General features: G+C 58.8%; 28 protein-coding genes. 11 read left to right on the forward strand and 17 right to left on the reverse strand.

All coding sequences use genetic code 11. From position 1 onward, the window contains the following. Positions 1 to 1,464: a tagaturonate reductase gene (locus MUW49_RS04945; RefSeq protein ID WP_244812445.1), complete on the reverse strand. Its 1,464-nt coding sequence runs from the start codon at positions 1,462 to 1,464 to the stop codon at positions 1 to 3. A 122-nt stretch (positions 1,465 to 1,586) separates the two neighbouring features. Then, complete coding sequence (uxaC, locus tag MUW49_RS04950; RefSeq protein ID WP_201872805.1) at positions 1,587 to 2,999, reverse strand: glucuronate isomerase; 1,413 nt, start codon at positions 2,997 to 2,999, stop codon at positions 1,587 to 1,589. A 436-nt stretch (positions 3,000 to 3,435) separates the two neighbouring features. Here uxaC and MUW49_RS04955 point away from each other — a divergent pair, with 436 nt between their 5' ends. The 10 genes from MUW49_RS04955 (at position 3,436) to MUW49_RS05000 (ending at position 12,859) form a co-directional block, all read left to right on the forward strand. Further along, entirely contained in the window at positions 3,436 to 4,425 is a 990-nt protein-coding gene (locus MUW49_RS04955) for a TRAP transporter substrate-binding protein (protein WP_043154532.1), read from the forward strand. 44 nt (positions 4,426 to 4,469) lie between these two features. Beyond that, entirely contained in the window at positions 4,470 to 4,991 is a 522-nt protein-coding gene (locus MUW49_RS04960) for a TRAP transporter small permease (RefSeq protein WP_043154535.1), read from the forward strand. Continuing rightward, positions 4,991 to 6,292 (forward strand): TRAP transporter large permease, encoded by a 1,302-nt coding sequence (locus tag MUW49_RS04965; RefSeq protein ID WP_043154537.1) that lies wholly within the window; start codon positions 4,991 to 4,993, stop codon positions 6,290 to 6,292. The genes MUW49_RS04960 and MUW49_RS04965 overlap by 1 nt, the downstream gene beginning before the upstream one ends. A gap of 130 nt (positions 6,293 to 6,422) precedes the next feature. Continuing rightward, positions 6,423 to 7,202 (forward strand): transcriptional regulator ExuR, encoded by a 780-nt coding sequence (exuR, locus tag MUW49_RS04970; protein WP_045525244.1) that lies wholly within the window; start codon positions 6,423 to 6,425, stop codon positions 7,200 to 7,202. A 512-nt stretch (positions 7,203 to 7,714) separates the two neighbouring features. Further along, entirely contained in the window at positions 7,715 to 8,782 is a 1,068-nt protein-coding gene (locus tag MUW49_RS04975; protein ID WP_244812446.1) for a hypothetical protein, read from the forward strand. Positions 8,783 to 9,114: 332 nt separating this feature from the next. Beyond that, positions 9,115 to 9,318: a hypothetical protein gene (locus tag MUW49_RS04980; RefSeq protein ID WP_162540941.1), complete on the forward strand. Its 204-nt coding sequence runs from the start codon at positions 9,115 to 9,117 to the stop codon at positions 9,316 to 9,318. Between the two features lie 398 nt (positions 9,319 to 9,716). Beyond that, a complete protein-coding gene (locus MUW49_RS04985) occupies positions 9,717 to 10,274 on the forward strand; it encodes a recombinase family protein (RefSeq protein ID WP_103243503.1) in 558 nt (185 codons plus the stop codon). A 154-nt stretch (positions 10,275 to 10,428) separates the two neighbouring features. Continuing rightward, positions 10,429 to 10,734 (forward strand): hypothetical protein, encoded by a 306-nt coding sequence (locus MUW49_RS04990; RefSeq protein ID WP_158654839.1) that lies wholly within the window; start codon positions 10,429 to 10,431, stop codon positions 10,732 to 10,734. Further along, a complete protein-coding gene (locus MUW49_RS04995; protein ID WP_069651784.1) occupies positions 10,731 to 11,222 on the forward strand; it encodes a hypothetical protein in 492 nt (163 codons plus the stop codon). The genes MUW49_RS04990 and MUW49_RS04995 overlap by 4 nt, the downstream gene beginning before the upstream one ends. A gap of 474 nt (positions 11,223 to 11,696) precedes the next feature. Then, positions 11,697 to 12,859, forward strand: a protein-coding gene (locus MUW49_RS05000; RefSeq protein WP_103243192.1) for an IS3 family transposase whose coding sequence is annotated in 2 segments (ribosomal slippage) — positions 11,697 to 11,952 and positions 11,952 to 12,859 — 1,164 coding nt in all. Because the reading frame shifts where the segments join, the coding sequence is not laid out codon by codon here. A gap of 3 nt (positions 12,860 to 12,862) precedes the next feature. Here the strand turns inward: MUW49_RS05000 and MUW49_RS05005 are convergent. The 3 genes from MUW49_RS05005 to MUW49_RS05015 all read right to left on the reverse strand — a co-directional run bounded on the left by MUW49_RS05005 (position 12,863) and on the right by MUW49_RS05015 (position 15,262). After that, the gene (locus MUW49_RS05005; RefSeq protein ID WP_244812447.1) at positions 12,863 to 13,723 is read right to left on the reverse strand and encodes a hypothetical protein; all 861 of its coding nucleotides are present in this window, start codon (positions 13,721 to 13,723) and stop codon (positions 12,863 to 12,865) included. 139 nt (positions 13,724 to 13,862) lie between these two features. After that, positions 13,863 to 15,038, reverse strand: coding sequence for a site-specific integrase (locus MUW49_RS05010; protein WP_244812448.1), 1,176 nt, complete (start codon positions 15,036 to 15,038; stop codon positions 13,863 to 13,865). Further along, a complete protein-coding gene (locus MUW49_RS05015) occupies positions 15,005 to 15,262 on the reverse strand; it encodes an excisionase (protein WP_244812449.1) in 258 nt (85 codons plus the stop codon). The genes MUW49_RS05010 and MUW49_RS05015 overlap by 34 nt, the downstream gene beginning before the upstream one ends. On the opposite strand from MUW49_RS05015, the gene MUW49_RS05020 reads away from it, so the two are divergent. Continuing rightward, positions 15,261 to 15,620, forward strand: a complete 360-nt coding sequence (locus MUW49_RS05020; RefSeq protein WP_244812450.1) for a hypothetical protein — start codon at positions 15,261 to 15,263, stop codon at positions 15,618 to 15,620. The two genes, MUW49_RS05015 and MUW49_RS05020, sit on opposite strands and share 2 nt — an antisense overlap. A gap of 65 nt (positions 15,621 to 15,685) precedes the next feature. On the opposite strand, the gene MUW49_RS05025 is transcribed toward MUW49_RS05020, so the two are convergent. The 12 genes from MUW49_RS05025 to MUW49_RS05080 form a co-directional block, all read right to left on the reverse strand. Beyond that, a complete protein-coding gene (locus MUW49_RS05025; protein ID WP_210538397.1) occupies positions 15,686 to 16,000 on the reverse strand; it encodes a hypothetical protein in 315 nt (104 codons plus the stop codon). 88 nt (positions 16,001 to 16,088) lie between these two features. Further along, entirely contained in the window at positions 16,089 to 16,400 is a 312-nt protein-coding gene (locus tag MUW49_RS05030) for a DUF4406 domain-containing protein (RefSeq protein WP_210538398.1), read from the reverse strand. A gap of 267 nt (positions 16,401 to 16,667) precedes the next feature. Further along, positions 16,668 to 17,570, reverse strand: coding sequence for a recombination-associated protein RdgC (rdgC, locus tag MUW49_RS05035; RefSeq protein WP_244812451.1), 903 nt, complete (start codon positions 17,568 to 17,570; stop codon positions 16,668 to 16,670). Between the two features lie 20 nt (positions 17,571 to 17,590). After that, complete coding sequence (locus MUW49_RS05040; RefSeq protein ID WP_043163230.1) at positions 17,591 to 17,770, reverse strand: hypothetical protein; 180 nt, start codon at positions 17,768 to 17,770, stop codon at positions 17,591 to 17,593. Between the two features lie 58 nt (positions 17,771 to 17,828). After that, entirely contained in the window at positions 17,829 to 18,407 is a 579-nt protein-coding gene (locus MUW49_RS05045; RefSeq protein WP_244812452.1) for a phage N-6-adenine-methyltransferase, read from the reverse strand. Beyond that, positions 18,404 to 18,808: a hypothetical protein gene (locus tag MUW49_RS05050; protein ID WP_244812453.1), complete on the reverse strand. Its 405-nt coding sequence runs from the start codon at positions 18,806 to 18,808 to the stop codon at positions 18,404 to 18,406. The genes MUW49_RS05045 and MUW49_RS05050 overlap by 4 nt, the downstream gene beginning before the upstream one ends. Next, the gene (locus tag MUW49_RS05055; protein ID WP_244812454.1) at positions 18,805 to 20,022 is read right to left on the reverse strand and encodes a hypothetical protein; all 1,218 of its coding nucleotides are present in this window, start codon (positions 20,020 to 20,022) and stop codon (positions 18,805 to 18,807) included. The genes MUW49_RS05050 and MUW49_RS05055 overlap by 4 nt, the downstream gene beginning before the upstream one ends. A gap of 49 nt (positions 20,023 to 20,071) precedes the next feature. Next, positions 20,072 to 21,160: a hypothetical protein gene (locus MUW49_RS05060; RefSeq protein ID WP_244812455.1), complete on the reverse strand. Its 1,089-nt coding sequence runs from the start codon at positions 21,158 to 21,160 to the stop codon at positions 20,072 to 20,074. Between the two features lie 48 nt (positions 21,161 to 21,208). Continuing rightward, on the reverse strand, positions 21,209 to 22,174 hold the full coding sequence (gene bet / locus MUW49_RS05065) for a phage recombination protein Bet (RefSeq protein ID WP_244812456.1): 966 nt from the start codon (positions 22,172 to 22,174) through the stop codon (positions 21,209 to 21,211). Then, the gene (locus tag MUW49_RS05070) at positions 22,171 to 23,016 is read right to left on the reverse strand and encodes a PD-(D/E)XK nuclease-like domain-containing protein (RefSeq protein WP_244812457.1); all 846 of its coding nucleotides are present in this window, start codon (positions 23,014 to 23,016) and stop codon (positions 22,171 to 22,173) included. The genes bet and MUW49_RS05070 overlap by 4 nt, the downstream gene beginning before the upstream one ends. Continuing rightward, positions 23,013 to 23,939 carry a hypothetical protein gene (locus MUW49_RS05075; protein ID WP_244812458.1) on the reverse strand — a complete coding sequence of 309 codons (927 nt, stop codon included), beginning with the start codon at positions 23,937 to 23,939 and terminating at the stop codon, positions 23,013 to 23,015. The genes MUW49_RS05070 and MUW49_RS05075 overlap by 4 nt, the downstream gene beginning before the upstream one ends. After that, a complete protein-coding gene (locus MUW49_RS05080) occupies positions 23,936 to 24,304 on the reverse strand; it encodes a hypothetical protein (RefSeq protein ID WP_244812459.1) in 369 nt (122 codons plus the stop codon). Before MUW49_RS05080 ends, MUW49_RS05075 begins: the two co-directional genes overlap by 4 nt. Position 24,305: the final 1 nt, after the last annotated feature.

Raw genomic sequence — 24,305 nt, forward strand, 5'->3', positions numbered from 1 at the left:
TTAGCAGCAGGCGGCCAGCGCCGCGCGCAGGCCCTGCTCGCGGATCCGGGTCAGGCAGAGATCTACCCGCTCGACCAGGCCGGGCACCTCGCACAGGGACTGGCCCCAGTGGGCCTCCTGGCCGAGCACCTCTTGCACCAGGGCGCGCTGGGGGATCTCGCCGCGCTCCACCGCAGGCCAGAAGCGGGCGTAGGCGTCGAGCCAGGGTTGATCGTCCTGCAGCGGATAGGCGTGTCCGTTGCGCTCCCCGCGATAGAAGGCGAGCAGGGCGGCGAGGGCAAAGCTCAGGCGCGGCGCCAGGGTGCCCTGCTGCTGTTGATAGGTCAGCAACTGCGGCAGCAAACGGGTGCGGAACTTGGTCATGCCGTTCAGGGCGATGGAGAGCAACTGGTGCTTGATGAAGGGATTGCGAAAGCGCCCCTGCACGTCGCGGGCGAAGGAGAGCAGCTCTTCTTGCGGCAGGCTCAAGGTCGGCACTATCTCATCGCGCATGATGCGCTCGACGAACTTGCCAATCTCCTCGTCGGCCATGGCCTCGCCCACCGTGTCGAGCCCGGCCAGGAAGGCGACCGGCACCAGGGCGGTGTGGGCGCCGTTGAGGATGGCGACCTTGCGCTCCTTGTAGGGCTTGATGTCGTCGACGATGAGGATGTTGAGTGCCTGCCCGGCGGGCAGCTGATCGAGGCAGAGGGCGCTCGCCAGCCATGCAGGCCCCTGGATCACCAGCAGGTAGAAGTGCTCGGCGGTGACCACGAACTGATCCTGATAGCCAAATTGCGTCTGCAGCTCGGCGTGCTCGTCCCGGGGGAAGCCGGTGACGATGCGATCCACCAGGGTGGAGCAGAAGGTGTTGTGTTCGCGCAGCCAGGTCTGGAAAGCGTCTGGCAACTGCCACTGGGCGGCGTAGCGCAGCACCAGCTCGCGCAGGGCGTCGCCGTTGTAGTCGATGAGCTCGCACGGCAGCAGCACCCAGCCCTTGTCGGCGGCGCCGTCAAAGTGACTGAAGCGCTCGAACAGCAAGCGGGTCAGCTTGGCCGGGAAGCTCGCGGGCGGAGCGTCGTCGAACTGGTCGTCGGCGTGATAGCTGATCCCGGCTTCCGTGGTGTTGGAGAAGAGGAAGCGGATATCCGGGTTGCGCGCCAGTGCCAGCACCTCGTCGAACTGGCGATAGCAGCTCAGTTCGCGGTTGACGCTGCGGATCAGGCGCTGGGTGCTGATGGCCTTGCCGGACTCGTCCAGCCCGCGGATGACGGTGGTGTAGAGGCCGTCCTGAGTGCTCAGGCTGGGGGGAAAGTCGCTGTCGATGGGGCGCACAATGACCACGCCGGCGTCGAGGCGGGTGTGCTCGTTGAGCAGGTCCAGCTGCCAGTCGATGAAGGCGCGCAGGAAATTCCCCTCGCCAAACTGGATCACGCGGTCCGGATATTGGGCCCCCGGGAAGGCATCACGATTCAGGCGTTGCATCTTGTTGTGGTCCTCATGGGGCTGTGCCCCTGTGGCGGATATGGATGATGGGCGCGGTTTGACCCATGGAATGGTCCGCTCCGGCGGCGGGACATGCCCGCCGCCTCATTTTTTATTTCTGGTCAGTTCAGCTCGATGGCGAAGTAGTCGCGGGCGTTGTGGAAGCAGATGTTCTCCACCATCTGGCCCAGCAGCGCGAGATCGGCCGGGGCCTCACCGTCCGCGACCCAGTGCCCGATCATGCGGCACAGGATGCGGCGGAAGTATTCGTGACGGGTGTAGGAGAGGAAGCTGCGGCTGTCGGTCAGCATGCCGACGAAGCGACTGAGCAGGCCGAGCTGGGCGAGCTGGGTCATCTGGCGCTCCATGCCATCCTTCTGATCGTTGAACCACCAGCCCGAGCCGAACTGCATCTTGCCGGGAAGGTTGTCCCCCTGGAAGTTGCCGATCATGGTGCCGAGCACCTCGTTGTCCCTCGGGTTCAGGCAGTAGAGGATGGTCTTGGGCAGCGTCCCTTGCGCGTCCTGGGCGTCGAGCAGGCGGGAGAGCGCCTTGGCCACGGGAGCGTCGTGGATGGAGTCAAAGCCGGTGTCCGGCCCCAGGGTCAGCAGGCGGCGGCTGTTGTTGTTGCGCAGCGCCCCGATGTGGTACTGCTGCACCCAGCCGCGCCTGTGGTATTCGCCCGCCAGATAGAGCAGCACGGCGGTCTTGAAGGCGGCCACATCGGCGCTCTCCAGTACGGCACCCCCCAGACGGCGGGTCAGCATGGCGTCGAGCGCCTGTTCGCCGGCCTGGCCGAAGGGCACTTCGTCCAGGGCATGGTCGGCAATCTTGCAGCCGTGTGCGGCGAAGTGATTCAGCCGCACGCCGAGGGCCCGGGTCAGATCGGCAAAGGTGCGGATCTGGATGTCGCTGACCCGGCCAAGCTCGGCCAGGTAGTCAGCAAAGCCATGGGCGTCGATGTTGAACGCCTTGTCCGGACGCCAGCTCGGCAGCACCTTGATGTCGAAGCCGCCGTCGGCCGCGATGGCGGCGTGGTGGCGCAGATCGTCGACGGGATCGTCCGTGGTGCCCACCATCTTGACGTTCATCTGTTTCATGATGCCGCGGGCCGAGAAGTCGGGCTGGGCCAGCTTGTCGTTGCACTGGTGCCAAATGGCCTGTGCGGTCTGCGGCCCCAGCAGCTGGCCCGTGATGCCAAAGGGCCGCTTGAGCTCGAGATGGGTCCAGTGATAGAGGGGGTTGCCGATGGTGTGGGGCACGGTGCGGGCCCAGGCCTCGAACTTGGCGTAGTCGTCGGCATCCCCGGTGCAGAAGCGTTCATCCACTCCGTTTGAGCGCATGGCGCGCCACTTGTAGTGATCCCCCTTGAGCCAGATCTCATACAGGTTGGCGAAGCGGTGATCCTCGGCAATCAGCTGGGGCGGCAGGTGGCAGTGATAGTCGAAGATGGGCTGTCCGGCGGCGAAGCCGTGATAAAGCTGGCGCGAGAATTCGGTATCCAGCAGAAAGTCATCGGTCATGAAGGCGGTCATTCGCTTGCTCCCTACGAGAGTGCTCGGTGAAGTGGAGATAGTTGTTGGACCAATTATTCTCATTGCCAGACATCTCGTCCAGTCACCATATTGAAAAAACACCGGTCGGCTCACAAAATCGTCGAATTAAACCATTTTGAGTCTCAAAGAGGGCCTTCAATGGTGCCTAACAGGGTGAGAAAGAGCGGGAAAGAGGATGAAGAGGCTGGATGAGAGGTTTGTATGACACCTTTTTACTCTTGTGGATCGGGAAAATGTGACCTGCGTTGGGTTTATCACAGCCCATTTGTGGGGGTATGCCGTTTTTGTGATGGTTCTCAACATTCATAGATGTTCTACCAATTACAGTGTGCATCACAAAGATGTAGGACATTAAGACTGACTCCTCAGGGAAGAGGTCTAGCAGATAAACGCACACACTTGAGGTCCCGCTCCAATGAAAATGAAAACCATCGCCGCCGCCATCCTGATGGCCGCCCCCCTGGCCCTGACAGCCTTCTCTTCCCATGCCATGGAGAGAGTGACGCTGAAGCTGGCCCATAATCTGGACACCAACCATGTGGTACACCAGGCGCTGGCCCAGATGGCCAAGGAGATCAGCACCGCCTCCGACGGCAAGATGAAGCTGCGCATCTACCCGGGTGGCCAGATGGGCGGTCCCCGTGAGACCCTGGAGTTGCTGCAAAACGGCGCCCTGGACATGACCAAGGCCAGTGCCAGCGAGATGGAACCCTTCTCGCCCGCCTTCTCCATCTTCAGCCTGCCTTACCTGTTCAAGGATCAGGCCCACTTCAACAAGGTTATTTACGGCCCCGTGGGCGAATCCATGATGGCCCAGACCCGTGACAAGGGCTTCGTTTCCATCGCCGCCTACGTGGCGGGGACCCGCAGCTTCTACGCCAACAAGCCTATTCACACCCCGGCCGACATGAAGGGGATGAAGATCCGGGTGGTCGCCACCCCCACCACCATCAAGCTGATCGAACTGCTGGGTGCGGCCCCGGCCCCGATCCCCTTCGGTGAGGTCTACACCGCACTGCAGCAAGGGGTCATCGACGGCGCCGAGAACAACGAGCCCTCCTACGTGCAGACTCGTCATGTCGAGGTGGCCAAGTTCTACGCCGAAGATCAGCACACTTCTGTGCCCGATTTCCTGGTGATCTCGAGCAAGGTGCTGGACAAGCTTTCCGACGAGCAGAAGGCCATCCTCACCACTGCCGCCAAGCACTCGGAAACCTACGAACAGGAGCTGTGGGACAAGGAGGTCGCGGCATCTCGCAAGCAGGCGACCGACGCGGGGGCCACCTTCATCCAGGTCGACAAGGAGGCTTTCCGCACTGCGCTGGCCCCCCTGTATGACGATTTCCGCAAGGATCCGATACGCGGTGAGTGGCTCACCAAGATCGAGAATGAAGCCGGTCAGTAATCATGAGGGGAGGGCGACGAGATCGCCCTCCCGGGAGAACCGCAATGCGTCTTGAAAAGTTCAAGCAACCCATCGACAGGTTGCTCGCCGGGTTTACCGTCGCCGTGATGGCCATGCTGGTGGTCTGCGTGGTCTGGCAGGTGTTCAGCCGCTACGTGCTGGCACAGCCGAGCACCATGACCGACGAGATAGCCCGCTTCAGCATGATCTGGGTGGGATTGCTGGGAGCGGCCTACGCCACCGGCAAGCGTCGCCACCTCAGCATCGACCTGTTCGTTTCCGACCTCAAGGGAGGGCGCAAGCTCGCCAACCAGCTGTTCGTGGATCTCTGCGTGCTGCTGTTTTCCAGCGGCGCCATGGTGTGGGGCGGCCTGACCCTGGTGACCAAGGTCTACAGCACCGGCCAGGTCTCCCCGGCCATGCAGTTGCCGATGGCCTATGTCTACGCCGTGCTGCCCCTGAGCGGCCTCATCATCAGTTATTACTGTGTGCTCTTCATGCTGGAGACCCTGCTCGACAGTCTGGCGCCCACCCCCGATCTTGCCCCCTCAGAGGAGAACATCTGATGGATTGGACCATAGCCCTGGTCATGTTCGGCTCCTTCTTCGTGTTGGTGTTCGCGGGCGTGCCCATCTCTTTCTCCATCGGCCTGGCGACCCTGGCCTCCGGCATGATGATGCTGCCGATGGAAACCATCCTTGCGGTGGTCGGCCAGAAGATGGCCACCGGCCTCGACAGCTTCTCCCTGCTGGCGATCCCCTTCTTCATCCTGGCGGGGACCCTGATGAACTGCGGCGGCATCGCCCAGCGGCTCATCAACTTCTCCCAGGTGCTGGTGGGCCGCATGCCGGGCTCGCTCGGCCACGTGAATGTCATGGCCAACATGCTGTTCGGCTCCATCTCGGGGTCGGCGGTGGCAGCCGCGGCCGCGGTGGGTGGCACCATGGCCCCCATGCAGAAGAAGTCCGGCTATGATCCGGCCTATTCGGCGGCCATCAACGTGACCTCCTGCATCACGGGTCTGCTGATCCCGCCCTCCAACGTGCTCATCATCTATGCCCTGACCGCCGGCGGCATCTCGGTGGCCACCCTGTTCATGGCCGGTTACGTCCCCGGCATCCTGATGGGGCTCAGCATCATGGCCGTGGGAGCCATCATCGCCAAGCGCCGTGGCTACCCGGTTGCGGAGCGACCCTCCTTTGCCATGGTGATGCGCGCCTTCTGGGATGCCATCCCCAGCCTGCTGCTGGTGGTGGTGGTCATGGGCGGGATCCTGGGGGGCATCTTCACCGCCACCGAAGCCTCCGCCATCGCCGTGGTCTACACCTTCGTGCTCTCGGTGCTCATCTACCGCGAAGTGAAGTTCAAGGATCTGCCGGCCATCATGCTGGACTCGGTCATCACCACCGCCATCGTGCTGCTGCTGATCGGCATCTCGGTGGGCATGTCCTGGGCCATGACCAATGCGGATATCCCCTACACCATCAGTGACGCCTTGATGAATGTCTCCGATAACCCTCTGGTCATCCTGCTCATCATCAACGTGATCCTGCTCATCGTGGGCGTCTTCATGGACATGACCCCGGCGGTGCTGATCTTCACCCCGATCTTCCTGCCCATCGTCACCGAGCTCGGCATGGATCCGGTCCACTTCGGCATCATGATGATCTTCAACCTCTGCATCGGGCTCTGTACACCGCCGGTGGGCAGTGCGTTGTTTGTGGGGTGTTCGGTCTCGGGGGTCAAGCTGCAGGCCCTGATCCGGCCCATGCTGCCCTTCTTCTTCGTCTTGCTGCTGAGCCTGATGGCGGTGACCTACATACCGTCACTCAGCCTCTTCCTGCCGGGACTGTTTGGCATGCATTGAGTCATGAGAGAGCAAGTGAGCCCAGGGCTCACTTGTTCATTTTCATGTAAATTGGTATAACAAGTTACCGTATCCGGGGGACAGTCCCGGCACTTGAATAGTATGAGGCTGGGGTGTGAGTGAGATGAATATGGACTTGGTTGAATCAAAGCGTCTCTATCAGAAAGTCGCCGCCGAGCTGAAACAACGCATTGCCAGCCAGCGTTATCAAGTTGGCGAGCGTCTGCCGGCCGAGCGGCTGATTGCCGAGGAGATGGACGTGAGTCGCACCGTGGTGCGCGAAGCCATCATCATGCTGGAAGTGGAAGGGCTGGTGGCGGTGCAGAAAGGGTCCGGGATCCACGTGATCGCCCGGGAGAGCCAGTATGCCGAAGCGACTCCCACCCTGGATGACGCCCTGTTGACGGCGGGCCCCTTCGAGCTGCTGCAAGCCAGGCAACTGCTGGAGAGCAATATCGCCGAGTTTGCCGCGACCCAGGTGACCAAGCAGGACATCATGGAGCTGCTGAAGATCCAGGCCCTGGCCCGCAAGGAGGATCGTGCCCGCGATTCGGAGTGGGACAAGCAGTTCCATATCCAGGTGGCCAAGGCGACCCAGAACTCCGTGCTGGTGATCCTGACCGAGCAGCTCTGGCTGCATCGCGAGCGCAACCCCTACTGGCGCAAGCTCCACGAGCATATCGACGACAAGGCTATCTCCAGCTGGTGCGACGATCACGACCAGATCCTCAAGGCCCTGATGCGCAAGGATCCGCAGGCGGCCAAGCTGGCCATGTGGCAGCACCTGGAGAACACCAAGCAGATGCTCTTCCAGGCCACCATCTTCGATGACGAAATGGAGGATGACCGCTACCTCTTCTCCGAAAATCCCGTCGTTCATCTGACCCAGCATTCCACTGCCAACGGCTAGTGGAAGGTTCTCGGGGGCGAATCCTCGAGGCTGTTTCAACCCCATGGAGGCGCTGGGCTGATGGCGTAGCCCAGAGCTCCCGGGCAAATTGCCGTTCCACTCGCCGGTTTTTGCTGGCCGCATCACCTGGATGCTGGCCCATGTCAAATGCAGTCACGACCCGCAGAGCCTTTGGCCCTTGGTCTGGAGATACACAGCACTCGCGGGGCGGATACAACCTCTGAAGGTGAGAAAAAGGATACAAAAAGGGCCACTTCTTGCGAAGTGGCCCTTTCCAAACGTTTGGTGGAGCTGGGGGGAGGTGACAACCAATCTTTAGTTTATCATTTCAGATCAATAAGTTAGATGACCTGTTCCAGCGAATCATTTCTGTGACCCTTCACTATGACACCAAAATTTGGACGCCGGTTCAACCTCCAGATGACGAAGAAATTTATCAACTTGCGAGGGAGATCTCTTTCATAAATTAGCCTCATATGAGCATAATATGAGTAATTTACAAGGAGGTAATAATGGAACCTATAGACTTCTCAATTACTCTTTCAGATAAACACTGTGATGATGGTGCAGAACAGTCCCAGCAAATATCAACAAATGATTATTTGAAAAGGCTTGCTGAATATTTCTCTGTTGAGCAAAAGATTGATTTGGTAATATATTCAGGAAATATAGGTTCGCCAGCTGACAATGATTTTAGGAATGCGTTATCTAAAAGTAAAAAGAATGAGAAAGTTATTCTTTGGCTGTCAACGTATGGGGGAGTTCCTGATTCAGCGTATAGAATGGGTAGAGCATTGCAGAGCCACTATAATCATATCACGGTTTATGTTGATAGATATTGTAAGAGTTCTGGTACTTTGCTCGCATTGGCAGCAGATGAGATCTGTATGTCTGAAAGTGGTGAGTTTGGTCCATTAGACATTCAATTATTAAATAAAGAAGAGTTTTATGAAAGGAATTCAGGCCTAGATTCTTTTCAAGCGTTAAGTACGCTAGCTGAGCGTAGTAATGAAATAATGCGTTCTCAGTTCATGGACCTTAGAATGGGGGCTAGGCTTAGTACCAAACAGGCATTAGATGCAGCAACTAAAGTCACAATAGGGTTGCTTAGCCCAATCTATGAACAACTTGAGCCAATGAGGTTAGGCGAGGTGCATAGATCGATGCAAATCGCATATGAGTATGGGAATAGATTAAACAAAGGCATTCTTAAACAGAATGCACTTAGCCATTTGATTGCTCAGTATCCCTCTCACTCTTATGTTATTGATCGTATCGAAGCAGAGGATAGGTTATTTAGCATAGTAACTGAGCCTGGAGATGCCTTGGTTGTACTAAGCAAGATACTTAGCCCAATAGTTGATGAACGGATCGCCAATTCTGCCCCTTTACTTGTACATCTTAATGATTACTTGAAAGAGAGTGATGATAAGCATGACTGTGTAGCTACACAAGAAGATGCCGTTAACGAAGATGCCGTTAATGAAGATGCCGTTAACGAAGATGCCGTTAACGAAGATGCTGTTAATGAAGATGCCGTTAACGAAGGTGTTGTTAACGTAGATGCTGAAAATAACTAAAGAATAACGGAACAAAATGTTAACGAGCAAATGTAGGGTGATTGTAAGATTACATGATGAAAATCATGGATTTTCTGCATCATTTGGCTCGATAATTGCTTGTGAACTGCTATGTGTCAGATCTGTGTACCTGCCCCCAAAATGAGGAACTAACGGGAGTGCAAGTAGTCTTAATTGGTAAAGTCACTTGCACAAAAGTTCCTAGCTTGTATGGTTACAGAAAGACATCGTTGGGTACGTCTGGGTACATGTATGTCTAATCGAGCATGGAGTGCTCAAGCTGCAATTGAGGAGTGTTTGTTATGTTTTTTTCAGCATCTAAGGTTGCATCCGTGAGTCAAGGCAACTCTGAAGCTGTTGATCTTGCTAAGATTCTTCAGGAGTATCAGAGTGGGGCAGCTAAACGCTGGGAAGGCGGAGATGTAGCTACTGTCGTTATCGTTGATAACAAGCCAGATCGAAACCGAGTGATCAAACCGAAGGTTATTGATAAACCTAGTGCCTATCAAACGCCGCCTGCTGATATTCTATGGTAATGCCACAACGTCAAAAGAAGGCCCTAATGGGGCCTTTTTTTTGCCTGTTTTTTTGACCGTTGCGAGTTCTAGTGCTTTGTAAGCAACAGAAATATTTAGTGTCATAAAACGACTGAATTATGACACCAGCACTTGCAACGATCAGAGCATGACCATGAGAGATGAACGGTCACTAACTCAGATATCATTTTTCATGTCTACGCCCACAACGAACGTTGAACATTGTGTGTGGCTGTTGTTAATCCGAGACTAATCCCTTCCTTGCTTTGGCTCAAAATGTGTACCTTTTGAGCCACCTAAACACCCCACTGAAAATGATGGCTCAAAAGTGTTGATTTCAATATGAGCTACCACTATATTGTGAGCCATAGTTTTTGAGCTATCCGTGGGGAATTGTTATGGCGGTTATCGGGTATCTGAGGGTGAGCACTGGCGAGCAAAGCGTAGAGGCTCAGCGACACAGCATTGAGCAGATTCACAAGGTAGAAACGTGGTTCGCAGACGAGGGCATATCTGGCGCAGTGAAGGCATTAGAGCGCCCGGAATTCTCCGAGCTGTTCAAGTTTGTGCGGAAGGGGGATACGCTAATTGTTCCCGCTGTTGACCGTCTTGGGCGTGACACCATCGACGTTCTATACACGGTTGAAGCGCTGCAAGCCAAGGGCGTGTCGATTATCAGCTTGCGGGAGGGGTTCGACCTATCCACGCCAATCGGTAAGGCAATGCTGACCATGCTGGCCGCTGTCGCAGAGCTGGAACGCTCAAATATCAAGGCCCGTCAGATGGCCGGGATCGCTAAGGCCAAGGCAGAGGGCAAAGCATTAGGGCGTGAGAAGACCATCGACGATACCGCCGTTGCTATCTGGCGGAAGGAAAACAGCGCAAGCATCCAGGCGACCGCCGAACATTTTGGGATTTCACCCGCCAGTGTGAAGCGAGCCTGCAAAGCAGCGTAATGACGACCCAAGCAGCACGCGAATAAAGCAACAACATACCGGCCAAGCGCCGGTATTTTTTTGTCTCGAATATGGTGATCGGTCATCTGTTTGTGTAACATGAAATCATTGTAACTTATTGAGATTTATAGGCTTATACATGAAGGTTTCAATATTGAAGCGTCAGCTCGCAGAGCGGATGGGTGAGGATGCGCACTATCTGGAAGGTAGGGACAAAGCGTTTTTAGCAGAGCTTGCCGGTATACCGGTTGAGCAGATTGAAGACGACGAGATCATCACTGGTGAAGGGGAAACCGGCTGGATTGAAGAGCGTGAGACCCATCTAGATTTGGCGGACAGGATGCGCATGGAAGTTAAGGAGGAAATCGAGAAGCAGCGTCAGCGCACTATTGAGCGTGGAAGCCTTGGCGGCTCGTATCGTATAGCGGCGGCATTGGCCCGCAATGGAGGTAAAGCATGATCCCGGAAACGCGTTTCGAACAGGCGCATGGTGTGACAGCGGGCAAGCTCTCATACGCTTTGGAACTGATGGATAAGGGGGACGTTGTGGCGGCTCGCGATGTAATCCTTGAGGTTCAAAAGACCAATGAAGAGCAGGCCCGGGTTATTGATACCCGGCTTTATGGGGCTGTTCGTAATCTATGCGAGGCGAGGCGTATGGATAGCCGGAGATTTTTCGCATTGCAGCAGGTGTTAGGGTTGCGCGAGATCGTCCGCTCCTTGCTCGTATCACCTGCCGGGGTGGATCTGATCTCTATGCATGTGCCAGTAGAAAATGATTTTTTCGTCTCCATGCTGTCTAGGATCCCACAATCGGCGGCAGTAGCCCCCATAGCCAATGACAATGAGCGGGCGGCAACCCTGACATATCAAAATGGGAATGCGCGTTTATGGACGATGTTCTGCGAACAGCAGCAGGGTTTGGAGCATGGAGAGGGGAAAGCATGAAGCCGCAAAAAACAGTCCAAGTAATACGGCTATCCCGTCCAGTCGCGGAACGTGTGGCGATATGGGCCAGTGCTCTGAATATGTCGCCTACGCAAATTGTGGAGCTAGCAATCACCCGATGGGAACAATTGACCCCGTGTGATGCGCTCGGAATAGAGGGGGGCCGCGATGCGTCGCACCTCCCCCGCCCTTGAAGCGCAGGTCGCCGCAGCTCTCGCGGCAGGATGGCCTATTGTTGCTATCGCCGAGCAGACGGGAATCAGCCTATCCACAGTGAAACGGATCAGGGGGCGTTCAGGTGTTCGCCCCGACTCGATGCGGGAGGAGTTGATAGAGGAGGCCCGCGCCGGATTGCGGGCCTCATTGTCTTCTGAGTTCGCAGCCTCGGAGGGCGCTCGCCTCGTCCTGTAGTGGTCTAATCATCCCGGACACCGTTTTAGGTGGTACAGTCGCCACCATTATTTGAGGTGTTCAATGACAAGATTACGTCGCTCATTTACTGCCGAGTTCAAGCTGGAAGCCGCATCCCTGGTGCTCGACCAAGGCTATTCAGTCCCCGAAGCCAGCCGTTCACTGGATGTCGGCGAAACCGTGCTGCGTCGATGGGTTCAGCAACTTCAATCAGAACGAAGTGGCGCTACACCTGCTAACCGGGCGCTGACCCCTGAGCAGCAAAAAATTCAGGAGTTGGAAGCCCGCATCAACCGGCTTGAACGCGAAAAGGCCATTCTAAAAAAGGCTACTGCTCTCTTGATGGCGGACGAACTCGAACGTACGCGCTGATAGACCGATTAAGGGAGCAAGCCCCCACCACCCTGGTCTGTTGCGCTTTCGGTATACCAACCGCCTGTTTTTACGACTATCTGGCTCGCAGGCGCACAATTAACCGTGAACGGGTGCAGCAGAGAAGTGAGTTACGGTGTTTGTTCAAAGAGAGTAGAGGCTCAGCTGGCAGCCGGGCCTTGATGTCAATGATGCGGGCACTGGGGCATCAGATTGGTCGGTTCAAGGTGCGTCGCCTGATGAAGGAGGCCGGGCTGGTCTCCAAACAACCGGGAGCTCATCGTTATCAGGTCGCGCGGTCTGAACGACCGGATATTCCTAATCTTCTGGCGCGTGAATTTGATGTCCAGCAACCCAATCAGGTGTGGTGCGGCGACATCACTTACGTATGGGCAGGTGGCCGCTGGCATTACCTGGCCGCGGTGCTCGACCTCCACACCCGACGGGTCGTGGGCTGGGCGATGTCCGGCAGGCCTGATGCTGAGTTGGCCGTGAAAGCGCTCGACATGGCGTATCAGCAACGGGGCTGCCCGTCTGGCGTGCTGTTTCACTCCGACCAGGGCAGCCAATACGGCAGCCGGGTATTTCGGCAACGGCTGTGGCGCTATCGCATGACCCAGAGCATGAGTCGGCGTGGCAACTGCTGGGATAACGCGCCGATGGAGCGGCTGTTCAGGAGCCTCAAGACGGAATGGCTTCCGACCACGGGGTACATGAGCCTGCGGGAAGCCAAGCGGGATATCAGCTACTACCTGATGGATTACTACAACTGGCGGCGCCCGCATCAACACAATGATGGGATACCGCCAGCAGAGGCCGAAAATCGGCTTAACTGTGTGTCCGGATTTAGTTGACCACTACAGCCCCTGCTCGGACAGGGAGGGCAGGCCCCGCTTGCCTAAGCCCAGATACCAGTTACGCCGCAGCACGGGATCCTCGGGGCGCTCTTTCCAAATTGACAATTTCGGGAGATTCTTAGGGATCGTGCGAATAACCTCTCGATAGTGGGCAATATCGGCGGCACTAAGCGCCGCGCTGCCCAGCGGGCCGAGAACATCGAGGAAACGGGCAAGATTGCTCTGGCGTTGGCTCAGGGTCTTGGGTTTGAGCTTTTCCACATGTTCGCTGTGCTCGTTGAATCGGGCCACCAGCCATTCCAACGATTGACTGCACGCAGAGGGGGCAACCAAGGCTCCACCGACGGGCACCGGCTCGGCGTTGATCGTTGTTGGCAACGTGGCGAGAGCGTCAGCCATCCGCCGGGATTCTATGAGCTGGCCTTGTGTCCGTTGGGCAATGCCAACCGCTGTACGGGCCAGCTCCTTCGCCTTCTGAGTCACTGTCTGAGCAGTCGCCAGCTCTTTGCGGGAGCGTAGTGCTTCAAGACGCTGCTCGTTAATCTGGTCTTGCAGTGCGGCCAGTTGTTCCCCGAGCCGGATTTGTTCTCTTTTCGCGGCGATCTTCGCCTTCATGATTTCTGAGATTTCAGCCATGTCTACTTCCTGATCGACTTCCTGAACTAATGCCAATAATTCGTCGAGCAGGAGCCTGCCAAGTTGGAAAGCATGGATCCACAATTCTCCCGTTTTAGCGCGATTTTTTGTGCCAAGTGAGAAGCGAGTCTCACGAGGAGCGCCGTACTGGCGGAGGGAAGGGGGGAAGATCAGACGGTAGCAGTAGACACCACAGCGGTTTTTGATGAGACCGGGATAGAGCATATGTGACACCTCAGTGTGTCACTCCCTAACCAGCCATAAAGAAAAAGCCCTGACGAATCAGGGCTTTAGAAGGTGGTGGAGCTGGGGGGATTTGAACCCCCGGACTGTGCAGCTTTACCAATTGAACTATAAGGCTTTTTTATTTTCCGGTTGGATTTTGGATCAGGATTGGCGCTTTTGCTGTCTGGCCGTCGTACTCGGCAAGGTAGGATCCGTAGTGCCGAAACAGCATTTCTGGCCCCTTGTGTCCCATCTGGGTGGAGAGCCAAAACAGGTTGCAACCGCGGCTGATGTTGGCGGTGGCGAAGGTGTGGCGGGTTTGGTAGAGGTGGCGGTAGCGAACGCCGGACCGCTTGAGGGTGTAGAGCCAGGCTTTCTTCCTGATGGCGTCGGCCCCGGCCCAGGGCTGGTTGAGCTTGGGGTCGTCAAAGACATACTCCCCCCGCATGAAGGTGAAGCGCTTCTGGCTGGTCAGCGCCGCCAGCGCCTCGCTGGTCAGCTCGATGGTGCGAGTCCCGGCCCTGGTCTTGGTGGTCTTGATGACCCCGACCACTTTGGCGCGCGACACCTGCACGGTGTTACCGACCCAGTCGATCTCCTCCCAGCGCAGGGCGCACAGCTCTGACGGCCGCATCCCGGTTGCGAAAGCGAAGGAGAACAGGTTGGCCCACTGCTCATTGATGCCGTGGGCTGTGGAGAGGATGGCGGCCACTTCCTCCGGGGTGAACGGGTCCACGTCCTTGGCTCCCTGTTCGGGAACTGAACTCCCGTCCAAATATCGGGAAACGGTCACCAGCGAAACAGGGTTTGATGCGAGCAAACCATCCGTGACAGCCTCGTCGATTGCGCTGCGCAGGAACGAGAGCCGGTTGCGCGCTGTCTTGGCGGTAGTGCCTCCCCTGATCAGCCAGTTTTTCACCTGGGCGGGGGTCAGCTCCGAGACGGTGATCCCGTGCAGATCGGCCAGCGCCTTGTGGCACTTGCGGTACCCAACCATGGTGGATGGGCTCAGCCCCCGGCGCTCACAACGCTGCAGGTACTCGTCCAGATAGTCGGCCACCTTGGCGGCGATCGAGGCGCCGCCGAACATCCGCAGTTTCTTGGACTTCGGGAAGTAGTCGGCGTAGGCGAATTGGCCACGCTCTATCTTGCCTTGTATCTCCCCGAGCAAGCGGGAGGCATAGCGCACGTTTGCCGTGGTGTTGGGCAGGTTGGACAGGGGCTCACGGCAGCGAACCCCCTTAAAGGTAAAGGTGATGTTGATGGTCTCACCGCGCAGGCTCACGCCGCGTGGGAGCTGTTTTTCATTGCCCACTTTGTCACCTCTGCGATGTTAACCCAGCGTTCTTTCACCCCGTCCACGTTGACGATGTGAACCCCCAACTGCCAGATGCCGCGCTGGATCCGCTTGTTGATGGTGTCCCGGTCGGTGAGCTCGATGGTGCTCAGGTAGGTGCTGAGCGGGATGGCGTCAGGCATTCTCATTATGATGAGCTGGCCCTGAATGTGGCTTTGCGCCGGGTCTGCTGCTGCTCCCATGGTTGTTGGTCCTCGTCAGTCTGGTGATTTCATCCCGGCCCGCTCGGTTGTAGAGGAAGCATTCCACCTGCTTCCTGCTGCTGACCGCCTGGTCAAGGCGGTACTCCCCGAACGCCGGGCGTTTGAGTTGGTGCTGGTTAGCCAGCCGGCCAATGGCCTGGGCACTTACCCCCAGCTCCTTGCCCAGCTCGGTGGCGCTCCAGAGCTGGCCATCAACCCGGGGCGCTTCGATAGGCAGATCGAAGTGCGCAAGGATGCGGCCAATCTCGGCGAGCTTGGCCGAACGGGAAAGGGTGGGGGAGAGTACGGTATTAACCAGATCGTCCAGCAGTTGGCTGCTCTGGTCGATGAGCTGTAGCTGTTGCATGGCGTGGCCCTCCTGTCCTTGAGGATGGGGCGCCAATTGGATTGAAGGAAGGGCCGTTAATCAGCGGCAGATGATGTAGCCGGGTGTTTTGCCTCGTAGGTTTCGTCTTTGTGCGCCTCCCATGAGTAGGTTGCCGGGAAGGCGCCACGAGTGCCTTCTTTGACGAAGGCGAAGATGTGGCTGTGCTCACCTGTCGAGTCTGGAACAACCTTAACCCAGCGATACTCTGGAACGCAGAGGAAGCAGTCATATCCCTCAGCCCGCACAGCCCTCATAAACTCATGGATGTCGTGATGGCCGCGAGACATGAAAATGCGCTGCCTATCACAACTGACGTCGTAAACGTCGAGTGGATATTCTTTTCCGCTCATGCCTACCACCTTCCAATCAGTGCGGCCGCCACAATGACGGCCAGAATGTTAATGGCCAGGATGGCGAGCCCGGCGGCCCGCTGTCTGGTCATGCCGCCACCTCGTCAGCCAAGTGCGGCACGGGGAGGATTATGGCCTTGCCGAGCTTGATGGCCAGGGCGTGCTCTGCTCTGGCGCCGGCGCTGCGCTCCCAGCCAGGCAGCATGACCAGCTGATCTGCCATCTTGACCATCTCGATGCAGATGGCCATGTATTCGTGTTGCTCCAGCCCATCCGGCAGGATCGCCGGGTTTAGGGCCACATGGCCCAGGCCAAGCAGGCGGTGCGCCTCGGCATTGAAGGCGTCGCGGTTGAAGTTCGGCAGGCCTGAGATAGGCCCGGCTATGTAGATTTTCGCCATGGTGAGTCCTTGAATTGGAAGCCCCGGGCAGGCCGGGGATCTGGTTATGCTCGCCAGCCCCGGTACCCGATAAAGCCGGGATCCATGACTTGCCTGAACGGCAGGACGGGGAGGTGGGCTATCAGGGTCTTGAGCTGGGGGTTATCGGGTTGGCTGTCGATGGTGACCCGGGCGCCGGGATTGATGAGTAGATATCGCTCCCTCACGTTCACCGCCTCTTCTAGGGTTAACCCTGTTTGGATAATTGGTTCTCTGAAGCGCACCCATTCATTCCTCGCCGCCCAGAGCGGCAAGCAGGGCCGGGATGAACTGGGAGAGCTCGCCGGTCACCAGGGCGAAGTCGGCGTCCAGGCGGGCGGCAGGATCTTCGCTGGCGATGTCGTCGTTCTGCTCGCGCAGCTCCTCGCTGAACTTCAGGCGCTTGATGGAGAGGTCGTCGCCCAGTACAAAGCTGAGGCGCTCACCCCAGTTCAGGGCCAGCTTGGTGACCAGCTTGTCGTTGGCGAGGTGATTTTTCACCTCGTCGGTCATCAGGTCTTGCTGTTTGAAGCGGGCGATCCCGCCGTGCTCCATGGCGCTGCGCAGCTCGGATTCATCCTCCAGGGTGAAAGCTGCCGGCAGGTTTCCCTCTTGCAGCCACTCAGTCATGGTGATCTCGGGTGGGTTCTTGAGCGCCACCGGCACCACCGGCAGGCTGCCAATGGACTTGCGAAGCAGAGCCAGCACATCGTCCGCCTTCTTGGCGGAGGAGGCATCGACCATCAGCAGGCCGTCGGCCGGGTTGATCCAGGCGAAGGTGTTGGCGGTGCGGCTGAATGCCCGGGGCAGCAGGGTGTGAAGCAGCTCCTCCTTGAGCGCTTCCTTCTCTTTCTTCTTGAGGGGGAGGCCCTGCTCGTACTCGATGGCCTCCACCTTCTCTGCCAGCGCTTCCTTGATGACGGCGGTCGGCAGGATCTTGTCCTCGCGGCGGGCGCACAGCAGGATCTGGCCGTTGGCGGCATGGGTCAGGGTGCCGCCGAACTTGCCGAGTGGGCGGGTCCAGCCGAAGCGGGAAACATCCTGGCTGCCGCAGGGGGTGAAGGCGCAGGCTTCCAGCTGGGTTTCCAGCTGCTCAACGGTCAGGTCGAAGGGGCGGGTAAAGCGGTAAATCTGCAGGTTTTTAAACCACATGGTCTGGGTCCTTTGGTCGGTTAGTTGCGGGCTTTCTTGGCCTGCAGGTCGTGGATCTTCTTGGCTGCGGCCTCGGCGGTTTGCCTGTCGCAGGTGATGCCGCCTGGCAGAACGAACTTGCCGGGCTGCTTGGGATGGGGCATGACGACGCCCAACCCGATGACTACTGCACCGCAGTAGGGGTTTTCCGTGGCTTTCATGGGGTTCCTCGACTTGCCCACCGTTTCTGTGGGGATGGCGGTGGATGGGTTGGTGGTATCAGGCGGCAGCGCTGATGGGCTCTGCTCCTGCCAGCAGCAGTGTCAGCTTGCTGACATCGCGGATCCGGCATTCGCCGCGCCAGTTGGGTGCGAAGATGAGGAGCATGGAGCCCTTGGGGTTGCCCTTCATCTCCTCGCCGGTGGCCTTGTTGATGAAGCTCACCCGGCCGTTACGCCATTTGCCATTGGCATCGTGGTAGCCGGTGATGTGCCGCACCTCGCTGGCACGCATACCGGGATACCATTCGGTGCTGGTGTCCTGGGGGACCAGCATGACGGTGCCGATGCCGCGCCCCTGCTGCTCGATGGCCTTTTCTACCCACGGCCCTATATCGGAGTAGGGTGGGTTGAGCCATGCCCACGGCGAGCGCACTGACGGGCTGATAAAGTCGCCCCAGTCCACGCTCAGGGCGTCGATATCCGGTGTCAGGTACTTCTCGCAGAGCGCCGTTTCCGGCAGGGCGGCGGCATCGAGGGCGAAGTTGAAATCCCGATCCAGCGCCCGGAACAGCCAGAGCGGGGTCTGGGTCATGTCGCGGGTGGCTTCTGGAGTGGTAGAGCCGCGGTAGTCGCTCATGCTACCTCCCCTCCTGCTGCATTTACCTCAAGGATCTCTCGGCCAAGTTTGGTGATGGTCGCCTTGGCGCGACCGTGCCGGATCCGAGCCTTCTTGCGCTGTTGGATCAGGGTGTGGGCCTTTCGGCAGTGCCCACAAATCCCGCTGCTCGCGATCTCGTCTAGGTATTCGGCAGCCTCCTCGATGGTTAGCCGGCGCTCTGACTGGTGGCCGCCATAGTGATCCTCGGTGGTGGTCGCCGTGTAGGCTTCGATCAGATGCGGGCGTTTCGGGTAGTCGGCCTCCTGCGGGCACTGTCCCAGCTCAAAAGCGATCTCGTCGGTGAGCCTTTCGACTTCCTGTCGCGTCTCGCCATACCGGAGGATTGCCTGCATGGCTCGGTTCTCGATCTTCGGTTTCATGCTGCCTCCTGGTGCTGTTCAGACTGCCGGCTGGCGGAGAACTGTTCCTCCCACAGCTTCACCTTGAGCTCGCAGGCGTAGACGACCTGGCCGACCAGCTTCTGGCCGATCCCCTTCACCTTGTCCAGCTTGTTCCCCTGATGGCTCATCACCTTGTAGAGGGTGTCGATCCCGGCATCCTCCAGCGGCTTGATGGTGCGCGGCGGCAAGCCACATTCATGGATGCTGACTGCCTTGGCCCATTCGGTGCGGGGTTGCAGGTGGGGGTGACTCTGCTCCAGTGCCTCCTGCATGAAGGCGAAGATGTCCTGCGTCATGGCATCAGGGGCCCCGGCACCATATGGCGCCGGGTAGATGGGGTTCATCCACTGGCTCAGCATGACCGAGCAGCCGGAGCCATCGGATTTCATGGCGTGCAGCTTCCAGTTGAGGTCATTGATGAGGTAGGGGAGGTTTGACTGCAGGCCGTGATCCACCAGGTAAACATTCCAGAGCGTGCCGTCCTCGCCCTTGTAGGTCTTGGCAAGGTGCTTGAACCAGACCAGCTTGGCATCACGGCAGCTCTCGAGCTCCATGATGACGCCGTGGCGGCTTTCCAGCTCACGATCCTGCTCGTTGATGGCATCCAGCAGGTCTTTGATGCGGCGCTCGAGTTTCAGCACCTCGGCGCGGTAGGCGGCCTCATTGCTCTTGTGCTTGGCGATCGCGGTGCGCTGCAGCTCCAGCTGGTCGTTTTTCTCCTTGATGCGGCGCTTCATTCCTGCCGGGTCCATGGTCTTGAGGTCAGCCAGCTGGCGATCGGTCTGGCGGGAGGTGAATTGCAGGGCGCTGAATTTGGCCTCAATCTCGTTCAGGGCGCGCTGCGCCTTGTAGAGCTCGCCTGCCTTGGCTTCCAGCTCGGCGGCGCCTTCTTGCCGCGCTGCTGCGATGCGCTGCTCGGCTTCTGCTACCTGCTGGCGCAGCTGGCTGACCAGGGCCGCCTGGGCGAGCAGTTCGCCATCCCGGCCTTCCAGTTGGTCGATTAGCCCGTTGAACTCGTCGATATGGGCGTTGGCGGACTCGCTGATCATGGTCAGGTTGGCAGTGAGCAGGGTTTCAAAGCTGCCGATGGCGGCCTTTGCCGGGCCGTCAGGCATCAGCAGGATGTTGCGGATCTGGCTGGTGAGGGTGTGCAGGGCGAGACTGGTCGCCTCGCTGGGGTTCAGCGTGGTCATGGTTGGTCCTCTGGGAGTGCAAGGGCCCCGTTGGCGGCGGGGCGGGTGATCAGTAGTTGATGGTCAGATGGTCGATCTTGTTGCTGGCGATGTGCTTGATGAGGTTGATGGCTTTCCCCTCATCGATCCCCAAGCCCATCAGGTCCATCAGGATGGCGTTGTTGACGGTGCGGCGGTGCTCCATGTCGGCGGCGCGACGGTCGTCTTCCTGCTGCTTGCGAGCCTGCTCCTGCTCGATGCGCTGACGCTCTTGTTCTGCGGCGCGGGCGGCAGCCTCCTCTGCCATGCGTGCGGCGTTGGCTTCGGCCTGCTGGCGGGCCAGCTCGGCGGCTTCGGCATCGCGCCGGGCTTGTTCTTCACGTTCACGGGCGACCTGGGCTTGGCGTTGGGCCTCCTGCTCGCGGTGCTGGGCGGCTTCACGCTCCAGGCGCTGGCGATTCTCTTCCTGAAGGCGGGCTTGCTCCGCCGCCTGCTCGGCTATCAGGCGCTCGCGGTCGATGCGATCCTGTTCGGCCTGCTTCTGGCGCAGCTGTTCCAGCTCTGCCTGTTCGGCTTCGTACTTCTGGCGGGCTGCCAGGGCCTCGCCGAGGCGCTTGGTTGCGAGCTCCTTGGCGACGGTCGCCTGGGGCAGCAGCTCTTGCCAGGAGTCGTCCAGGGCGTTCTGCTCGACCTCCTGCAGCATGACCTGCAGGTCGGCGGCGGCGATCTCGATACTGGCAGAGGATCCCAGTTCATTGAGGCGGGCCAGTCGGGATTGCAGTGCTGCCACTCGGGCTTCCTCTGCCGCTTCGTACTGGGTGAGCGGGGCGCGCACCTCGTCTTTCAAGGTGTCCAGGGTGTCGCGCAGGGTTTTGCGGTTGGCGTCGATGCGCTTGGGGATCTCCTTGTACTGGTCGGTCAGCTCTTTGCCGAGCCCGTCCAGGTAGGTCTTGGTGCGGGCGACAGCATGGGCGACGCTGGCGATCTCCTTGCGGCCCTTGGCGGTGGTGATGTCGGGTACCAGGCTGGTTGCCTTCTGGCGAATGTCGGCCAGCAGTTCAGCCACGCCCTGGCCCTCGGTGAACAGGGCGACGGCGGTAGTGGGTTCGATGACAACCAGCTGGGCTTGGGTATTGTCGGTCTTGGCTTGTTCGGTCATGGTGGGTCCTTGGGATTGAAAAGGCCCGCAGTGTGCGGGCCTTGTGGGTTATTGCTGGGCGCTGAGCTGTTTCTTGCGCTCGCCGGCGATCTGCTTGATACCTGCGATGATGTTCTGGTCGCCGGTTTCGTTGGCCCAGGTCCAGGCGGTGGTGTAGGCCTGCTGCCATTCGGTGGTATCACATGCCCCCTCGATGGCGGCGCAGTGGTCGGCGTAGGCGTTGGCGTGGTCCGCCTGGGCGGGTTCGGCCATCTGCTCATGCTCCAGGGTGACCGATTCGGTGCTCTGGCCGCGGATGGCATCCAGGGTGCGGCTCTTTGCCGGTGCGCCATGCTGCGGTTGGCTACCTGGGATCTCGTTGATGATGATCTCCTTGCCCTCCATCTCCTCGGCGGTGGGCTCGCTACCGATCTCCGGCCAGGCCTTGCGTAGCGCCTGCGCCTCGGTGCACTTGGCGAGCTGGGCATAGGGCCGCTTGCGCCACATGGCGTTGGGGCACTCGGTCTTGCCGCTCTGGGTGGCGTAGTTCTCCTTCCAGCGCTCCAGGGCGTGGAAGGCAACCCGCTGGCCGTTGACCATCTTATAGACGGTGTACTTGCACCACTGCGGGTAGGTGACCTTGATCTTGGCGCTTTGGTTGTAGGGGTCTTGGAATTCCTCGGTCACATCCGGCCCGAACACGGGTTCATCGGCCCCCGCGTAGTTGCCGGAGCGATCGGCCTGGATCCGGTACATGCCGATCCCGGGCATAGGTACATCCCGCCAGACTTTCTCCTTGGAGCGGGCATCAGTCACCTGCATGGGGACGAGGTGGACCGGCTTGAGCAGAATGTCCAGGCCGCGAGCCTTGCAGTAGTCGATAGCCATGACCACCGAATCGGGGTTGGCTCCCGGGTAAATGGTGTTGCACAGGGCGTTCCAGGTCGGCTCGTCGATGCCTCGCTGGACGAGAATGGGGAACTGGGCGGCGAAGTTATCGGCCGCCTGCTGCTTGATACTGGTGATGTTGCTCATGCTGCTTTCCTTGTCGCCCAGGCTGGGCGCTGGAGGGGTTTGAAGTCGTGCCAGTCGTTGTTGACCCGGCAGTCGTGGAAGCGATGGAGGTCGCGGCGGAACAGGTCCTTGCCCGCATCCTTCCAGTCATCCGTCAGGGGGCGCACCCGCACCGGGTAGCGGCCACAGTTCACGCTGGTGCTGACAGCCAGAAAGACGAATTCCGGCTCCTCGCCCATCACCCGGTGGAAGCCTTCGGAGTACATGGCATCCTGCACGTGGTAGCGGAAGTCCTCGACATGGCGCTCGAAGCGCCCCATATCGTCCACCGACTTCACGTCGATCATGATGGGGTGATTGCTCAGGTGGCGGTCGGGGCGGATCCGGCACAGCTCCTGGGTCTGGGGGTCAATCCAGTAGAAGGAGGCCTCGCTGTGCCCCTCTTGTTCCAGCAGCCAGCGGGCGTCCGGGTGGGCCATCACGCTGTCGCGCATTAGGTAGAGCTTGCGTCCCTCCTCGGCATCCATCACCGTCTTGCCCAGCTCTGCGCAGCTGGCCAGGAACTCGGCCTCTTCTGCCTTGCCGGCATTGGTGCGGCGGTTGAACGGTGGGGCGATGATGAAGCGGTCTTTGAACTCGTCGGGCTCCAGCAGCAGGCAGTGGATGGCGCTGCCCATGTCGAAGGCCTTGAGCTTCTCCTCATCTACCGGGGCGTTTTTGGCCCAGATGTAGGTGGCTGGGCTTTCGGCTATCTGGTCGAGCTGGCTTTTGCTGACCCCGGGGCCAGCGTGGTACTCCTCGTTGGAGAGGCCGAACACCCGGCCAAGCGGGTGCGCGGTGGAGGTGTCGGCGAAGGCATTCATGCGGCACCGCCTTGCGTGTGTTCGTTCACCCTGTCTCTGCTCGGTTTTGACAGCAAGGGGAGCACTACAGACGGCGGCCTTACCGTAAATAACGTGCCACCTATCTCCACCGTTTGAATTCCGCGCAGGCTGGACTGAACATTGACCTCCGTGCCATTACGCATACGGCGCTTGTGGGCCTCAACCAGGTGTAGAATTGGTCGTCTGCGTCCAGTCTCACTCAGTGGTAGCGTGCGGGCGTATAGCAGCGACTTGATTTCTTCCTCTTGGCAGCCCAGCTTCACGAAAGCACGCTGCTCTTTAGCCTCGATGGTCCAACAGAATCGCTGATCAGCCAGGTACTGAAGAGCCATGGCTGCACAGACCTCAACCTCCTGCAATTGATGTGGTTCAGTGCACACCTCTTCATGTCGGCCACTGCGCCACCCAATGCTACCCCTCACAAAAGCTTCGCAGGCCACTATCCTCCCATCCTTGGTCACACTAAAATAGCTGCGCTCCCCCTCTGCGAATTCATTCCCTGTCGCCATGTAGACGAGCTCGTATAGCTTTCCGCCATCTCTACGGCGCCACCCATGGTTAAGTTTGTCGCTCTGTCTGATGTAGATGCTCCTAAACCATCCGTTATACTGCCCTTGGATATGCTGGGCGGTAGGTACGCATTGAGCAAAGCAGCCTGAAATCGGTAGTCGGTCGTTATCCATGTCAAAAAACTGCGGGCCATTGTCGCTGAACAGGACCTCGCGATCGCTGCCTGGAACATAAGGCCCTGCGTTACGAATCAGTTCAGCACGCTCTTCGTTCAGCGAGTTTGGGCCAGCGCCACGGTTCTTCCTTATCCCATATTCAAAGCAAGTGATGAGTGCCGCCGCAACGGTGTCCTCGAATTCTTCCTTTGACCATGCGTTTTTTAGTGTGCTCATGCTGCGCTCCTGTGTTGGTACTGCTCCCATTGCTCCTCGCTCATGGCGTCGTGCAACTGGGCCACATGTTCGTGCCATGCGTCGCGGGCCAGTCTAGCCAGCCTGCTATCCATCAGCTGTTGCAGCAGCGCCATGATCGGTTGTTTGTCCCCGCACACCATCAGCAGGTAAGCGGCCTGGTTGAGATCATCCCATTGGTCGGCGGTCACCTCGGCCAGCAAAGTGGCAGGCTCAGCGCCTTCCAGTTGGGCAGCCAGCAGGGTGGCGGCATGGTGTTCACACCACTCGGCGATCCACTCGGCCTTGGCGTTGGCCTCGGCCTCGCGGCTCTCCAGTAGGGCGAGCAGGGTGGTTTCGTTGGTCATG

It is taken from the genome of Aeromonas sp. LsrichE-8G (genome assembly GCF_022869435.1).
Classification (GTDB): Bacteria; Pseudomonadota; Gammaproteobacteria; order Enterobacterales; family Aeromonadaceae; genus Aeromonas; species Aeromonas caviae.

What these genes read in the sequence shown, in the direction of transcription:
- MUW49_RS04995 (WP_069651784.1), top strand. Translation starts at nt 10,731, where the DNA reads ATGATCCCGGAAACGCGTTTCGAACAGGCGCATGGTGTGACAGCGGGC.
- MUW49_RS05020 (WP_244812450.1), top strand. Translation starts at nt 15,261, where the DNA reads ATGGTTGTTGGTCCTCGTCAGTCTGGTGATTTCATCCCGGCCCGCTCG.
- MUW49_RS05070 (WP_244812457.1), bottom strand. Translation starts at nt 23,016, where the DNA reads ATGAATGCCTTCGCCGACACCTCCACCGCGCACCCGCTTGGCCGGGTG.
- rdgC (WP_244812451.1), bottom strand. Translation starts at nt 17,570, where the DNA reads ATGTGGTTTAAAAACCTGCAGATTTACCGCTTTACCCGCCCCTTCGAC.
- MUW49_RS05060 (WP_244812455.1), bottom strand. Translation starts at nt 21,160, where the DNA reads ATGACCGAACAAGCCAAGACCGACAATACCCAAGCCCAGCTGGTTGTC.
- MUW49_RS04965 (WP_043154537.1), top strand. Translation starts at nt 4,991, where the DNA reads ATGGATTGGACCATAGCCCTGGTCATGTTCGGCTCCTTCTTCGTGTTG.
- MUW49_RS05030 (WP_210538398.1), bottom strand. Translation starts at nt 16,400, where the DNA reads ATGGCGAAAATCTACATAGCCGGGCCTATCTCAGGCCTGCCGAACTTC.
- uxaC (WP_201872805.1), bottom strand. Translation starts at nt 2,999, where the DNA reads ATGACCGCCTTCATGACCGATGACTTTCTGCTGGATACCGAATTCTCG.
- MUW49_RS05040 (WP_043163230.1), bottom strand. Translation starts at nt 17,770, where the DNA reads ATGAAAGCCACGGAAAACCCCTACTGCGGTGCAGTAGTCATCGGGTTG.
- MUW49_RS05075 (WP_244812458.1), bottom strand. Translation starts at nt 23,939, where the DNA reads ATGAGCACACTAAAAAACGCATGGTCAAAGGAAGAATTCGAGGACACC.
- bet (WP_244812456.1), bottom strand. Translation starts at nt 22,174, where the DNA reads ATGAGCAACATCACCAGTATCAAGCAGCAGGCGGCCGATAACTTCGCC.
- MUW49_RS04960 (WP_043154535.1), top strand. Translation starts at nt 4,470, where the DNA reads ATGCGTCTTGAAAAGTTCAAGCAACCCATCGACAGGTTGCTCGCCGGG.
- MUW49_RS04985 (WP_103243503.1), top strand. Translation starts at nt 9,717, where the DNA reads ATGGCGGTTATCGGGTATCTGAGGGTGAGCACTGGCGAGCAAAGCGTA.
- MUW49_RS04955 (WP_043154532.1), top strand. Translation starts at nt 3,436, where the DNA reads ATGAAAATGAAAACCATCGCCGCCGCCATCCTGATGGCCGCCCCCCTG.
- MUW49_RS05055 (WP_244812454.1), bottom strand. Translation starts at nt 20,022, where the DNA reads ATGACCACGCTGAACCCCAGCGAGGCGACCAGTCTCGCCCTGCACACC.
- MUW49_RS04945 (WP_244812445.1), bottom strand. Translation starts at nt 1,464, where the DNA reads ATGCAACGCCTGAATCGTGATGCCTTCCCGGGGGCCCAATATCCGGAC.
- MUW49_RS04975 (WP_244812446.1), top strand. Translation starts at nt 7,715, where the DNA reads ATGGAACCTATAGACTTCTCAATTACTCTTTCAGATAAACACTGTGAT.
- exuR (WP_045525244.1), top strand. Translation starts at nt 6,423, where the DNA reads ATGGACTTGGTTGAATCAAAGCGTCTCTATCAGAAAGTCGCCGCCGAG.
- MUW49_RS05015 (WP_244812449.1), bottom strand. Translation starts at nt 15,262, where the DNA reads ATGGGAGCAGCAGCAGACCCGGCGCAAAGCCACATTCAGGGCCAGCTC.
- MUW49_RS05005 (WP_244812447.1), bottom strand. Translation starts at nt 13,723, where the DNA reads ATGCTCTATCCCGGTCTCATCAAAAACCGCTGTGGTGTCTACTGCTAC.
- MUW49_RS05080 (WP_244812459.1), bottom strand. Translation starts at nt 24,304, where the DNA reads ATGACCAACGAAACCACCCTGCTCGCCCTACTGGAGAGCCGCGAGGCC.
- MUW49_RS05045 (WP_244812452.1), bottom strand. Translation starts at nt 18,407, where the DNA reads ATGAGCGACTACCGCGGCTCTACCACTCCAGAAGCCACCCGCGACATG.
- MUW49_RS05050 (WP_244812453.1), bottom strand. Translation starts at nt 18,808, where the DNA reads ATGAAACCGAAGATCGAGAACCGAGCCATGCAGGCAATCCTCCGGTAT.
- MUW49_RS05025 (WP_210538397.1), bottom strand. Translation starts at nt 16,000, where the DNA reads ATGAGCGGAAAAGAATATCCACTCGACGTTTACGACGTCAGTTGTGAT.